The 12,833-nt window shown below is 70.3% G+C and carries 14 protein-coding genes; 10 read left to right on the top strand and 4 right to left on the bottom strand.

The features are described 5' to 3' along the window. The first annotated feature begins 118 nt into the window (after positions 1-118). The 3 genes from JOM49_RS34280 to JOM49_RS34270 all read left to right on the top strand — a co-directional run bounded on the left by JOM49_RS34280 (position 119) and on the right by JOM49_RS34270 (position 3,926). Entirely contained in the window at positions 119-1,555 is a 1,437-nt protein-coding gene (locus JOM49_RS34280) for a nitrilase-related carbon-nitrogen hydrolase (protein ID WP_209668298.1), read from the top strand. A 59-nt stretch (positions 1,556-1,614) separates the two neighbouring features. Further along, positions 1,615-2,103 carry an RDD family protein gene (locus JOM49_RS34275; protein ID WP_245369567.1) on the top strand — a complete coding sequence of 163 codons (489 nt, stop codon included), beginning with the start codon at positions 1,615-1,617 and terminating at the stop codon, positions 2,101-2,103. Positions 2,104-2,207: 104 nt separating this feature from the next. Then, entirely contained in the window at positions 2,208-3,926 is a 1,719-nt protein-coding gene (locus JOM49_RS34270; RefSeq protein ID WP_308158965.1) for an alpha/beta hydrolase, read from the top strand. A 63-nt stretch (positions 3,927-3,989) separates the two neighbouring features. On the opposite strand, the gene JOM49_RS34265 is transcribed toward JOM49_RS34270, so the two are convergent. Further along, positions 3,990-4,403 carry a VOC family protein gene (locus tag JOM49_RS34265; RefSeq protein WP_209668296.1) on the bottom strand — a complete coding sequence of 138 codons (414 nt, stop codon included), beginning with the start codon at positions 4,401-4,403 and terminating at the stop codon, positions 3,990-3,992. Positions 4,404-4,506: 103 nt separating this feature from the next. On the opposite strand from JOM49_RS34265, the gene JOM49_RS34260 reads away from it, so the two are divergent. From JOM49_RS34260 to JOM49_RS34235, 6 genes are all read left to right on the top strand, one after another. Beyond that, positions 4,507-5,352: a sigma-70 family RNA polymerase sigma factor gene (locus JOM49_RS34260; RefSeq protein ID WP_209668295.1), complete on the top strand. Its 846-nt coding sequence runs from the start codon at positions 4,507-4,509 to the stop codon at positions 5,350-5,352. Next, positions 5,349-5,762, top strand: coding sequence for a VOC family protein (locus JOM49_RS34255; RefSeq protein WP_209668294.1), 414 nt, complete (start codon positions 5,349-5,351; stop codon positions 5,760-5,762). The genes JOM49_RS34260 and JOM49_RS34255 overlap by 4 nt, the downstream gene beginning before the upstream one ends. Positions 5,763-5,946: 184 nt before the next feature. Next, complete coding sequence (locus JOM49_RS34250; protein ID WP_504740024.1) at positions 5,947-6,798, top strand: DUF72 domain-containing protein; 852 nt, start codon at positions 5,947-5,949, stop codon at positions 6,796-6,798. 44 nt (positions 6,799-6,842) lie between these two features. Beyond that, positions 6,843-7,163: a winged helix-turn-helix transcriptional regulator gene (locus JOM49_RS34245; protein WP_209668293.1), complete on the top strand. Its 321-nt coding sequence runs from the start codon at positions 6,843-6,845 to the stop codon at positions 7,161-7,163. A gap of 76 nt (positions 7,164-7,239) precedes the next feature. Beyond that, entirely contained in the window at positions 7,240-8,046 is an 807-nt protein-coding gene (locus JOM49_RS34240) for an NAD(P)-dependent oxidoreductase (protein ID WP_209668292.1), read from the top strand. A gap of 93 nt (positions 8,047-8,139) precedes the next feature. Next, positions 8,140-8,514 (top strand): hypothetical protein, encoded by a 375-nt coding sequence (locus JOM49_RS34235; RefSeq protein WP_209668291.1) that lies wholly within the window; start codon positions 8,140-8,142, stop codon positions 8,512-8,514. A 99-nt stretch (positions 8,515-8,613) separates the two neighbouring features. Here JOM49_RS34235 and JOM49_RS34230 read toward each other — a convergent pair whose 3' ends face one another. From JOM49_RS34230 to JOM49_RS34220, 3 genes are all read right to left on the bottom strand, one after another. Next, positions 8,614-9,723 carry a serine hydrolase domain-containing protein gene (locus tag JOM49_RS34230; RefSeq protein WP_209668290.1) on the bottom strand — a complete coding sequence of 370 codons (1,110 nt, stop codon included), beginning with the start codon at positions 9,721-9,723 and terminating at the stop codon, positions 8,614-8,616. Between the two features lie 286 nt (positions 9,724-10,009). Next, positions 10,010-10,810 (bottom strand): alpha/beta fold hydrolase, encoded by an 801-nt coding sequence (locus tag JOM49_RS34225; RefSeq protein WP_209668289.1) that lies wholly within the window; start codon positions 10,808-10,810, stop codon positions 10,010-10,012. A gap of 152 nt (positions 10,811-10,962) precedes the next feature. Beyond that, positions 10,963-11,565, bottom strand: a complete 603-nt coding sequence (locus JOM49_RS34220) for a TetR/AcrR family transcriptional regulator (RefSeq protein WP_209668288.1) — start codon at positions 11,563-11,565, stop codon at positions 10,963-10,965. 91 nt (positions 11,566-11,656) lie between these two features. On the opposite strand from JOM49_RS34220, the gene JOM49_RS34215 reads away from it, so the two are divergent. Then, positions 11,657-12,490: an arylamine N-acetyltransferase family protein gene (locus tag JOM49_RS34215; RefSeq protein ID WP_209668287.1), complete on the top strand. Its 834-nt coding sequence runs from the start codon at positions 11,657-11,659 to the stop codon at positions 12,488-12,490. The last annotated feature ends 343 nt before the right edge of the window (positions 12,491-12,833 follow it).

The raw sequence follows: 12,833 nt of genomic DNA, 5'->3' as shown, positions 1-12,833 counted from the left end.
CGCTTCTTCGGTGGGGCCTGCCCCAGTGCGGGTCCGGTGGCCGGCTCCAGTGCGCGGTCGCCGTCGGGTCGGCAGGCTCGTCCTGAGTCAGGGGAATCTCAGGACCGGGGGGACTGGCATGGCGACGGAGGTCGGACGACGGCAGGGCGTGCTCGTGGCGGTGGGTGCGTTGGTGTGTTCGGCGGTGCTGCTCTACCTGGGCACCGGGCCGGCCCCGATTCCCGCGCTGACGTGGCTGGCGCCACTGCCGCTGCTGTGGCTGGCGCCGCGCGTCAGCGCCCGGGTGACGCTGGCCGTCGCGTTCACCGCCGCACTGGCGGGCACCGGTAACAGCTGGGCGTACTTCCTCGGTTCGGACTCGGTGCCACTGCTGATGGTGCCCGTGCTCATCCTCTGCCTCTCCCTGCTGCTGATGCTCGCCGTCGGCCTGTTCCGGGCGATGATGGTGCGGCACCGTCCGCTGCCGGCGGCGTGTGCCGCGCCGGCGGTGTGGGTCGGCGGGCTGTACCTGATGTCGCTGGCCAGCCCGGTGGGCGTCATGGGCACGCTGGCCACCACCCAGGGCGACCTGCCGGTCCTGCTCCAGACCGCCGCCGTGACCGGGTGGTGGGGCGTGGAGTTCCTGGTCCTGCTGGTGCCCGCCGCGGTCGCGGCCGTGCTCGCCCCCGGGATCGCCACCGCGGCACGGCTGCGCACCGGCCTCGCGGCGGCGCTGGTACTGGTGGCCGCACTGGGTTACGGAGTGCTGCGGCAGCCGGACTCGACGGAGGCCCGGTGGCGTGTCGCGGCCATCGCCCAGACCGCCAACAAGTGGGCGACCGAGAGCACCGACCCCGCCGGAGCGGAGCTCCAGCGGTCCTATGTGGACCAGATAGCCGCGCTGCCCGACGGGGTCGGGCTGGTGGTGTTGCCGGAGGCGGTGTTCATGGTCGACGAGGCGAACACCGAAGCATTGCTGGGGCCGTTCCGGCAGGCCGCCGAGGCCAAGGGTGCCGATGTCGCGGTCGGCGCGCTCGTGCGGTCGGCGCAGGGGAGCAAGTACAACGCCGTGCTGGGCGTCCCGGCCGACGGCGGTCCGCCCGCGGTGTACCGCAAGTGGCACGTGGGCGTTTCCCCGAACACGCTGTCGGGCGACGAGCTGGCGCAGCTGCCCGGCGGCGTGGGCCTGCAGAACTGCGGGGACGTCAACTTCCCCTCGCCGAGCCGGGAGTACGCGCTGGCCGGCACGGGCCTGGTGGCCGTCCCCGGCGACGACGAAGACGTCGACGGCTGGCAGCACAGCAGGACCGCCGTGTTGCGCGGCGTGGAGAACGGCATGGCGATGGCCTGGGCCGCCACCGACGGCAGGACCATGATCAGCGACGGGTGGGGCAGGGTGCTCGCCGAGGACACCACCGGCGGTAAGCCGTTCGCCGTGGCGATCGCGGACGTGCCCGGCGGCGTCGGCCCCACGTTCTACAGCGAGTGGGGCGACTGGTTCGCCTGGCTGTGCCTGGCGATGGCGCTGGCCGGGACCGCCTTCGCGGTCCGGCGGACCTCCGCACCCCAAGCCTGAGCGGCACGGTCGCGGGGCCACCGCACCCGCGGGATCCGGCTCGTGCCACGGTTGTCGCCATGACGGCAGCCGCACCGCTCAGCACCCGGGCCGCGACCTCGCCCGGCCCCCTGGAGATGGTCGCCCGCCGGGCGGCTCAGCACCTGGTGGACTGGTCGCTCGCGATCGGCGCCGGGTGCCTCAGCGGGTTGCTGGCCGGGCTCGTGGTCGTACCACTGGTGAAGTGGGGGGTGGTGCCGCCCGTGGCGATCATCTGGGTTCCGGTGGTGGCCTTCGCCCTGCTCACCTTCGCCGCCGACCTGCTGAACCAGGTGTGGGTGCCGCTGCGCCGCGGCGGGGTGACCCCGGGGATGCTGGTCATGGGACTGCGGGTGGAAACCCTTCGCGGCGGGGCGCCGAGGGCCCGTGACTACCTCGTCCGCTGGCTCCTGTTCACCGTGGACGGGCTGCTGCTCGGACTGGTGGCGGCGGTCAGCATCGCGGTGACCCGGCGGCGCCAGCGCGTCGGTGACCTGGTGGCGCGGACCGTGGTGGTCCGGACCACCTAGGCGCTGTCCGGACCCTGGCCGAAAGTACTACTCGCCGTGGACGTCGCGGTGTGCGTCCTGCTGGGATGGGCCCTTCCCGAATCCCCAGTCAGGAAAGGACCGCTGTGCGCAGACCTCCCGTCGCCGCGGTGTTCGCCGCCACCGCGGCGCTCGTGCTCACCGCGACCGCCGCACCCGCCGTCGCCACGCCCGATCCGTTCGCCGGGTTCACCGGCCAGCAACTGTCGTGGGGGCCGTGCGCCTTCACCCCGGAACCGGAGGCGGTCCCCGCCGAGTGCGCGCTGGTCACCGTGCCCCGTGACTGGGCCGCGCCCGGCAACGGACGGACCCTGCAGGTGTCCGTCAGCCGGGTCGCCGCGAGCGGTGAGCACCTCGGCTCGCTGCTGATCAACCCCGGTGGCCCCGGCGGTCAGGGCACTTCGCTGCCCGGCTCACTGGCCGCGGTCCAGCCGCAACTGCACGAGCGCTACGCCCTGATCGGCATGGATCCGCGCGGGACGGGCCAGGAAGGCGGTTTCGCGCCCGAAACCTGCGAAGTGCCGCTGGACCGGTTGTCCCCGCGTACCAACCTCGACGCCCGGGACCGCTCGGCGGACAGCATCGCCGAACACCTCAAGCAGCCGCGCGCGGTCGCCGAGGCGTGCCAGAGCGAGGCGCTCGCGCCGTTCCTCACCACCTGGCAGACCGCCCACGACATGGAGCTGATCCGCCTCCTGCTCGGCGAGTCCACGCTGAACTACGTGGGCTACTCCTACGGGACCTGGCTCGGTGCCAAGTACGCGGCGCTGTTTCCGCACAGCGCCGGCAAGCTGGTGCTGGACTCCAGCACGAACTTCCAGGGCAGGCTCCAGGCCGCCTTCGAAGCCTGGCCGCCGATCAACCAGCGGCTGTTCGAAGACGTGTTCCTGCCGTGGATGACCCGCCAGTTCCCCGAAGAGGTCGGGGCCACGGTCGAAGAGGCCGCGGCGAACTGGGAACGGGGTCGCGCGTTCTTCGCGACCTTGGGGGCAAGCCCGGACAACTACGACTCGATCTTCACCGGCATGGGGTCGGAGCTGCGCTGGGTCCTCGGCGCGGGGATCTTCGTGCTCGGGGTGGGCGGAGCGGATGGCGAAGACCCCGCCGCCGCGCTGCGCGGCTCGGAACTGGCGCCCGCGCTGGACGAGCTGTCCCGCGAGCGGTTCGCGGTGCCGCTGGCCGAGCTGACCCCGGCGGTGGTCGCCAAGACGCTCGCCGACGATCCGGCGGACTACCGGCAGTACCCGGCGACCCGTTACGCGGTGGCCTGCGGTGACCAGGTGACCCGCTCGGAGTCGTGGTACCGGCGGCTCAGCGACCAGCAGGGCCCGCAATACCCGCTCTACGGCTGGCTCTACGGGTTGAGCGAGCCCTGTTCGTTCTGGTCCGACGAGCCGCGCCAGGAACTGCCCGCACTGCCTGCGGAGGTCGCGGACCGCGTGCTGGTGGTGCAGGGCGAATTCGACCCGCAGACCGGGTACGAGCAGGCCAAGGCAGCGGTGCGGGCGGCCCCCGGACTGAGCCTGGTCTCGGTGGACGACAGTCCCTTCCACGGCCAGTACGCCTTCGACGGCAACCCGTGCGTCGACGGCATGGTCAACGTGTTCCTGCTGCACAATTCGCGGCCGGGCACCACCACCTGCCCCGGGATCCCGCTCCCGGGCGAGACCGAGGTGCACCCCGTGCCCGGCCCGGTCCGTACCCCGGCTGTCCAGGTGGCACAGACGGCCGCCGAGGTGCCGCTGCCCGGGCTTCGTGCCTCGGTGCAGGAAATGATCAGCGAGGTGAACACGCCGGGCCACTGACCGGCTGGACACCGTGGGCGGCACTCGGTCCCGCCCACGGTGTCCATCCCGGAACCGCTGTGGTCAGTCCGCGGTCGGCCGGTCGTTGCCCCGGGCGCTGCAGCCCACGCGCCAGACGTAGCCGTCCAGGTCGGCGAACGTACCGCCGTAACCGCCCCAGGGCAGGGCATCGGCGGGCTTGAGGATGGTGGCGTCGGCTTTCTCGGCCTGCGCCATCATCTCGTCCACTTGCGCCTCGTCCTCGAGTTCGCAGGTGAGGACCAGCCCGCTGAAACCACTGCCGTCCGGGTCCGTGCCCACCACCTCGGCCAGGCCTTCGCGGCCGTAGAGGCCGATGGGCGAGGCGTTGCCGGACTCGAAGAAGACGGAGACGCCGTAGTCGTTCTTGATCTTCCAGCCGAGCCCGTCGGTGTAGAACCGCTTGGCGGCTTCCATGTCCCGGATACCGATCAGGGTCGGGATCACGTGGTTGGTCATGTTGTTTTCCTTCTGTCGGGGTGTATGTGTGCTGCCGGGTGTCACATCGGCGTGCGTTCGCCGGTCAACTCCTATGACAGGCCGAGACGGAGGAACGTGACCGATGGTCGAGCAGGAGTGGCTGAGCGAGCGGTTCGCCGAGCACCAGGGTCGCTTGCACGCGGTGGCCCACCGGATGCTCGGCTCGCGAGGTGAGGCCGAGGACGCGGTGCAGGAGGCGTGGCTGCGGGTCAGCCGCGCCGACACCGGGCAGGTGGAGAACCTCGCCGGGTGGCTGACCACGATCACCGCCCGGGTGTGCCTGAACATGCTCGAAGCCCGGCGGGCGCGGCGTGAGGAAGCGGCCGGGGCGCTGCCGCCCGAGCCGGCCCCCGAGATCGGCTCGACCGACCCCGAGGACGAGGCGCTGCTCGCCGATTCGGTCGGTGTCGCCCTGATGGTGGTGCTGGACACCCTGACCCCCGCCGAACGGCTCGCGTTCGTCCTGCACGACGTCTTCGCGGTGTCGTTCGGCGAGATCGGGACCGTCATCGACCGTTCCCCGGCCGCCGCCCGGCAACTGGCCAGCCGGGCCCGGCGCCGGGTGCGGGGCGCGGCGGAGGCGTCCGAGGCCGCCCGGTCGGCGGAACGGGACATCGTCGAGGCCTTCCTCGCCGCCTCCCGGAGCGGGGACTTCGCCGCCCTGCTCGAACTGCTCGATCCGGACGCCGTGGCACTGGAGGTCCGCGGCGCCCCCGCGGTGGCGTCGTTCTTCGCGGGCCGGGCCCAGGCCGCCCGGCTCGCGCTGGTCGACGGCGTTCCGGCGGCCGTCTGGCTGCACCGCGGTCAGCCGAGGGCCGTCTTCACCTTCACCATCGGCGACGGGAAGATCACCCACATCGCCATCGACACCGACCAGGGCCGCCTCCAGCGCCGGGAACTGGTCCTGCTCACCCAGGAACGGCGATGAACCGGCCTTCCGAGTCGTGCGTCCTGGCCGTCCACGAGCTGACCGAGGCACTCACCTTCTACCGTGACGTGCTCGGCTTCGAGGTACACGCCGTGAGCGTCAGCCCGCCGTCTCAGCCGGAGGTGCGGATTTCCCTGCAGGCGCAGGAGGTTCCGCCAGCCGACGGCCGTCGGCTCGTCTTCCTCACCGACGACTGCGACGTCACCTTCGAGCGCATCGAGGCAGCGGGCGCCGAAGTGATGCAGGAACCGATCACCCAACCCGACGGAACCCGAGACTGCGCCTTCCTCGACCCCTCCGGCAACCTCGTGCGCTTCACCCAGCCGCGCCGGTCATGCGGGGAGGGCGTCTCCGGAGAACCGTGGCACGGGTGGACTTCGCAGCGGATCATCCCGGCCCGCACGCAGTGACACCAAAGTGCCCGCGTGTGCTTCGGTCGCCCAGCAGGTGCCCGATCTCCCGCCGGGAAGGCCGCTGGAATCCCCCGCCGGTTGACCCCGAAATACGGCACCAACGCGGTGATCCGCATCGCGACTCCGGCGACCGTGGAGGGGAACTGTTAGATTCATTCGTGAGCGAAGGGAGCGGACGCCGGTGGCACGTCTTCATGTCGGCTGCGCGATGTGGACCCACAAGGCGTGGCCCGGGCGGTTCGTGCCACAGTCGCTTCCGGCCAAGGAGCGTCTGCGTGCCTACGCCGGCTGGTGCAACGCGGTCGAGGGCAACACCACCTTCTACGCGACCCCCGCCCGCGACACCGTCGCGACCTGGGCGCAGCAGACCGATCCCGGCTTCCGGTTCGTGGTCAAGCTGCCCAAAGTCGTCACGCACGAGCGCCGGTTCGCCGGGGTCGAGGTGGAGATGCGGGCGTTCCTGGACGCGATCGAACCCCTCGGCGACCGGGCGGTCCTGTGGACCCAGTTGCCCGGCTCGTTCAGCCCTTCCGACGTCGACGCTCTCGGCCGCTTCCTGCGGCGGCTCCCCGCCGGCCGCCGCCGTGCCGTGGAGGTGCGTCACCCCGGGTTCTTCACCGACGCCGCCTCGACGTCGCTGCTGGAAGGGGCGCTCGCCGACGCGAACGCCGAGTGGGTTCCGTTCGACACCACGGTTTTCTTCCAGAGTCCGCCGGTCAGTGAGGCCGAACAGGAGTCCTGGGCCAAGAAACCGCGGCTGCCGCGGCGGACGCGGGCACTGACCGACCAGCCGATCGTCCGCTACCTGGGCCGGGACTCGGTCGAGGAAACGGTCGAGGGGTGGCGGCCGTGGATCGCGGTGGTCGCCGCCTGGCTGCGCGAGGGCCGATCGCCGACGGTTTTCGTGCACACCCCCGACAACGACGACGCACCAGCACTGGCCCGGCGCTTCCACGACGACGTACGAGCACTGGTGCCCGACCTCGACGCCCTACCCGAACCGGAGCCGATCGAGCCCGCGACCCTGTTCTGAACGCCTAGCCTGGCAGAGGACGCGAACCAGTCGGAGGTGAAAGCGTGCGGGCGAGACCTGGGGATGACCACTGCGCCTTGGACGCGGTGCTGGGCCTGCTGAGCGGGAAGTGGAAGGTCCTCCTGCTGTGGGAACTTTCCGAGCGGCCACGCCGTTTCGGTGAACTCCGCCGTTCGCTGGACGGGATCAGCGAGAAGGTGCTGAGCGCGCACTTGCGCGAACTGGAGAAGGACGGCCTGTGCCTGCGGACGGAACACCCGGGCGCGGTGTTGCACGTCGAGTATTCGCTGACCGGCGCCGGTTCGGAGCTGCTCGGCGCGCTGGTGCCGCTCACCGAGTGGAGCCTGACCCACCTCCGGGACTGACCGCTTACCTTTTTGTGCGTACTTGCCGCCTTCCCCTTTCTCCGCCGAGGATCGGTGCGACGAAGGGGGTATTCCGATGACGATGACAGTTCTGGGGCTGGGCGCGATGGGTCAGGCGCTCGCCACGGCGTTCGTGAAGGCGGGCCTGCCGACCACCGTGTGGAACCGGTCGGCGCACAAGGCGGAGGCGCTGGCCGGACTGGGCGCCGTGCGCGCCGAGACGGTGGCCGACGCGGTGCGCGAGGCGGATCTCGTCGTGGTGTGCGTGCTCGACTACGCCGCCGTGCGCGAGGTGCTGGAGCCGGTGGCGGAGCAGTTGTCCGGGCGGGTCCTGCTCAACGTCACCAACGGGACCGCCGCGGACGCACGCCGGCTCGCCGAGTGGGCCTCGGCCCACGGGGTGTCCTATGTGGATGGTGGAATCATGGCGATACCGCAGGGGATCGGTCGCCCCGAGTCGGTCATCCTCTACAGTGGCTCGCGCGAGGCGTTCGACCGGTGGGCCGTCCCGCTCGGCGCCTGGGGCACCGGCAAGTTCCTGGGCACGGACCCGGGCCTCGCGGCACTGCACGACCTCGCCCTGCTCGGCGCCATGTACGGCATGTTCGCCGGCGCCTTCCACGCGACCGCGATGGCGGGCACGGAAGGCGTGCCCGCCGAGCGGTTCACCGAGGATCTTCTGGTGCCGTGGCTGCACTCGATGGTCGACGTGCTGCCGATGCTGGCCGGAAACACCTCGGTTTCCGAGGAGCGGCGGCTCGTCGAGCGGGTCGCGCTGACGAACATCGTCAGCACGTCGGCCGCACAGGGCGTGCCGGAGCACTTGATCGCGCCGCTGCGCTCGCTCCTGGACGCGCACGCGGAACCGGCGGCCACCGCATGACCGGTCCCAGAACCCGCGCGCCCCGGCGCCGATTCGGTTCACCACCGGCCTCGGCATCGGTTCGGAACGGGTGCCCGACCGGACCGGGGTGGCGTGGTTCCGGCGAGGTCGGAGAGCAGCAGCGAACTGCGTGTGCTGCTGCACAGGCACCTCTACGTCGAGCACAGCCTTCGGGTGCGGACCGACGATGACGAGGTGGAGCTGGCCTACTTCTTCTTCTTCTTCGACGACGAGGTCGTAGCGAAGGCGCCCCACCGGCTGGCCTACCTGGTGCACGAGTCCTGGCCGTTGCCGGACCAGGTCGGCCAGCCGGGTGGCCGTCACCTCGCGCAGCTGTCCATGCATTGCAGCGATGTGTTCGGATACCAGCAGTGGTATCTGTTCGACACCCTCTGGGCGGCGACCCACCCGAACCTGGCTCAGTCACTGCTCCGCTACGCCCACCACTGGGACCCCCTGGACGACTGAGCAGGTCGCCGACCAGCCTTGCGAGGGCACCGCGTACTCCGGCGGCCTGGTGGCGCCTGCTGTATCCGGTGCGACCGCAAGCAGGCGCGGTCCGGGTGCTCAGTCCGTTTGCCCGTCGCAGAACACGGCCTTGATGAGTTTGTCCAGTGCGGCGGGGAACACGGTGGCCGGGTCGGTGTCGGCGGTGGTCAGGGTGGCGGTCAGGGTCTTGGTGCCGTCGGGTGTGCTGATCATGAGGGCTCCGTAGCCGCCGGGGGCGCCGCCGTTGTGGTGGACGATGGTGCCGCCGTCGTCGCCGAGGTCCTGCACCCACAGCCCCAGGCCGAGGCCGAACTTGCCGTGCGGCGTGCGCATCTCGGTCAGCAGTTCGGCGGGCAGGAGTTCGCCGCCGAGCAGGGCGGAGATGAAGATGCCGAGGTCTTTGGCGTTCGAGATGAGGTCACCGGCACCGGCCAGCAGGGAGGGGTTCTGGCGGCTGACGTCGGTCACTTTCCACTCGCCGGCGTCGTCGTACCGGTAGTAGCCGTGGGCGTGCGGGCCGGGCAGTTCCGGGGAGGTGGCCGAGACCACGGTGTCCGACAGGCTGAGCGGTCCCAGGATCCGCTGCTGGGCTTGTTCGGCGTAGGAGCGGCCGGTGAGCTTCTCGATGAGCAGCAGGGCCAGTGTGTAGTTGGTGTTGGCGTAGCTCTGGTCGGTTCCCGGCTCGAACCGCGCCGGTTTGGTCAACGCGAACCGCACCAGCTCCTCGGGGCGGTAGGTGTGGAACCGGTTGTCCACCCACGCCTTGCCCTGCGAGGGAAGCCCCATTTCGAAGGTGCCGTCGGGGTCGAGGTCGCCGGTGTAGTTGTACAGGCCGCTGGTGTGCTGCAGCAGCATCCGGACCGTGATCCGCGCGTCCAGGCCGAGTTCGGGCAGGTGCTCGGCTACCGGGCTGTCCAGCTCGATCCGGCCCTCGGCCACCAGTTGCAGCACCAGGGTCGCGGTGAAGGCCTTGCTGACGCTGCCCGCCCAGACCTGCCCGTCGACGGGCGGTTCGGCGGTCTCGCCCAGCTCGCTCACCCCGGCCCGGCCGACCCAGTCGCCGTGCTGGTCGTGCACGCGCAACTCCATCGCGGCGAAACCGGCGTCGACGAACGCCTGCACGGCCCGCTGCAACTCCGGGCGGTCCTGCCCGGCGGCGATCGGCGCGGGGGTGTCGAACGTCTGCATCGTGCTCTCCTGAGATTCGGCCGGGTGCCCGCTGGCGGGGCTCCCGTGCTGGTTCGGTGCGATCGGTGACCCGATCACGAAAACCACGATCGCCTGCCGTCCTGACACCGAACCCCCACCGCCCTGACGCGGCCCCTGACACGACACCGCCGCGACCCGCCGGCTCGGCCTGGGCCAGCAGCCTCGATACGCGACCGACTACGCCAGGAACACCCCGCCTGAGACCGACGCGACCCCGCCGGCGGGCGCGGGTGCCGCTGACTGCCCTGGTCGGGCTGGGGATCGGCTACTCGAGGGTGTCCAGGAAGTCCTTGACGGCGGTGGCGAAGCCCTGGGGGTCGGTGGTGTGGACGAAGTGGTCGCCGTCGAGTTCGGCGAGGTGGGTGTTGGCGCGGCGGGCGACGGCTTCGCGGCCTTCGGCGAGGGTGAGGACCTGGCTGTCGCGGGCCAGCACGAACAGGGCGGGGCAGTCGGTGGCGGTCCAGTCCGCCCAGTGATCGCCGTGTGTTGCCTGTTCTGAGGCGATGGTGTCGTGGGGGTGGAACGGCAGGCGCCAGCCGCCGTCGGTGGTGGGGCGTAGTTTGTCGGCGAGCATCGGCGCCAGTGGGCCGATGGCGTCGAGGAGCGCTTGCCGGTCGGGCGCTGTGTAGGGCAGTGACAGCACGAATGACAGTGCGCTGGGGCCGTCGTCGAGGTCGCAGGGCGGGCCTTCGACGTTGACGATGGCCGACACGCGCCGCGGGTGCCGGGCAGCGATCTGGAAGGCGGTGATGCCGCCGCCGGAGTGGCCGAGGGTCACGGTTTGTTCGATCTCCAGGTGGTCCAGCAGGGCGATCGCGTCGGCCACGTAATCCTCGCGGGTGTAGGTGGGGGTCCGGTCGGAGTCGCCGTGTCCGCGCTGGTCGGGTGCGATGACCCGCCACCGCGGCGCCAGCGCCCGGGCCAGTTCCGCCCAGGTCTGGCCTTCGTAGAGGTGGCCGTGCAGGGCCAGCAGCGGGCGGCCGGGCCCGCCGAAGTCGAGGTAGGACAGACGGCGGCCGTCGATGTCCAGTTCGCCGCGGGTTCCGGTGGTGCTGGTGCTGTTCAAGATCGAGCCTCCGTCAGGTGTTGTTCCGGTGAACAGCACTCTGTCCGCGCACGCTGACCATCGGCGCACCAGCCGCTGACAGTCGGCTGGGCGCGCTGGACAGGTGTTGTCAGGCGGCGATCCACCATCGCAGGCACCGCTGTTGCCTGTGGTCACTCCCGTTGCTGGGTTGCGATGTCGATGGCGCGCTGCATCGCGGCATTGAGGGATTGACCGGTGCGCAGGGCTGTTTGTCCAGCCGCGAGGACAGCTCCGGTGACGGCGCCGACGATCGCGGCGGCGTCGATGTCGTCGAGCTCGTCGGTGTAGGTCTGCCGGAGTGTGGTGGCCAGTTGTTGCTGGGCGTCGAATGCCCGCTGCAGCATCGTCGCCTGCAGCGCCGGTACCGAGGTGATCAGGTCCAGCCGGATCCTCTCCAGCTCGCTGGCCGGGTCGCGGAGTCCTGTCCCGGCCTCGGCCAGCATCCGGAACATCGCGCGCCGCAGGACGCCGAGTGCCGTTTCGCCGGACTGGCGTTCCGCGATCACGTTCAGCCCGGTGCGCAGGATCTGCGCGCCGTCATCGGTGAGGACCAGGTCCTCTTTCGTCGCGAAGTGGTTGAAGAACGTCGCGTGGGACACCTCGACGGCCGCGGCGATCTCGGCGGTGGTCGTCTGGTCGTAGCCCTTGCGTGCGAAGAGCCGGTACGCCGTCTCGATCAGCGCCCTGCGGGTGCGCTGCTTCTTCCGTTCTCGCAGTCCCACCGGTTCGGTCATGCGGACAGCGTACTAGAGTAACCATGATGTTAGAGTTACTCTAAAATTAGAGCTTGTATAGTCAGTAGTGAGGCAAGGAAGGGAGCCAAGCATGACGATCGACGCGTTCCTTGACCGGCTGCAGTACCACGAGCCCGTCCGGGCCGATCTGGCCACGCTGCGAGGATTGCATCGGGCGTGGCGAACGCATGTTCCGTACGAGAACATCGACATCCAACTCGGCAGGCCGGTCCTTCTCACACCGGACGCGCTGACGGACAAGTTCGCGCGCCGCGGGCGCGGAGGCCTCTGCTACGAGATGAACGGCGCACTCGCACTGCTGCTACGGGCGATCGGGTTCACCGTGACGATCGTGGAAGCGGCGGTGCTCCGCGCTACCCGGGGCGATCGGCAATGGGGCAACCACATCGCCCTGCTGGTGGATGTCGAGGGAGAGCACTGGGTGGCCGACACGGGGATCGGGGACGCGTTCCTCGAGCCGCTGCCGTTGCGGGAGGGTGCGCACCAGCAGGGGAGGCTGACCTACCGGATGGAGCGCCTCGATACCGGAATGTGGCGGATGCACCATCATCCACAGGGCACGATGTCCTCCTACGATTTTCATACCTTGCCGCGCGAACTCGCCGAGTTTGCCGACCGGGCACGGGACAAGCCGGCAGACTCCCCGTTCGTCAGGGTGCTCGTGGCTCAACACCACCGCAACGACCACGAGCTGGCCCTCCGCGCACGGACGATCACCCGCACCGGGCCGCACGGCGCCGATCGACGCACGTTGTCCACTCTGGACGAGTTCGCCGAGGCGCTGACCGAGTTCCGGATACCGCTGGACGACATCGAACCCGAACAGCTGACCGCGCTCTGGGAGAAGACCGCCCACCAGCACGAGGCCTGGCTGGCCATCCAGGAACGGGCAGTGCAGACCTGAGCATGAAGAGCCGGAGCCCGCACCACCGGAGATCGGCCCGAACCATTGACCTGACCGGCCATACGTGTACCCCCGCTCATGGGGTCATCAGCGGATTTCGGCGTAGGCGCGTTCGAGTTGTTGGCGTTGCTGTCTGTTCTGTTCGGTCAGCGTGTCGACTCGTTGCTGAAGACGCTGGTTGTCGACCAACAGCCGCTAGAGAACATAGGGGACGGATTGCCCGCATGAGCACGCTTGAGATGCGCGCAGCTGCACGACGTCGCCCCCTGCCTCGGGCTCGTCGCGCTGGATGGCACGCTCGGGCACCTCGGCCCGGTCACCGACCTGCTGATCGGACGAAAGA

Source organism: Amycolatopsis magusensis (assembly GCF_017875555.1).
Lineage (GTDB): Bacteria > Actinomycetota > Actinomycetes > Mycobacteriales > Pseudonocardiaceae > Amycolatopsis > Amycolatopsis magusensis.
This window is presented reverse-complemented; position numbering and strand designations above follow the sequence as displayed.

Coding starts and splice junctions, on each gene's coding strand:
- JOM49_RS34215 (WP_209668287.1), top strand. CDS start 11,657: ATGACGATCGACGCGTTCCTTGACCGGCTGCAGTACCACGAGCCCGTC.
- JOM49_RS34240 (WP_209668292.1), top strand. CDS start 7,240: ATGACGATGACAGTTCTGGGGCTGGGCGCGATGGGTCAGGCGCTCGCC.
- JOM49_RS34265 (WP_209668296.1), bottom strand. CDS start 4,403: ATGACCAACCACGTGATCCCGACCCTGATCGGTATCCGGGACATGGAA.
- JOM49_RS34275 (WP_245369567.1), top strand. CDS start 1,615: ATGACGGCAGCCGCACCGCTCAGCACCCGGGCCGCGACCTCGCCCGGC.
- JOM49_RS34220 (WP_209668288.1), bottom strand. CDS start 11,565: ATGACCGAACCGGTGGGACTGCGAGAACGGAAGAAGCAGCGCACCCGC.
- JOM49_RS34280 (WP_209668298.1), top strand. CDS start 119: ATGGCGACGGAGGTCGGACGACGGCAGGGCGTGCTCGTGGCGGTGGGT.
- JOM49_RS34260 (WP_209668295.1), top strand. CDS start 4,507: ATGGTCGAGCAGGAGTGGCTGAGCGAGCGGTTCGCCGAGCACCAGGGT.
- JOM49_RS34230 (WP_209668290.1), bottom strand. CDS start 9,723: ATGCAGACGTTCGACACCCCCGCGCCGATCGCCGCCGGGCAGGACCGC.
- JOM49_RS34255 (WP_209668294.1), top strand. CDS start 5,349: ATGAACCGGCCTTCCGAGTCGTGCGTCCTGGCCGTCCACGAGCTGACC.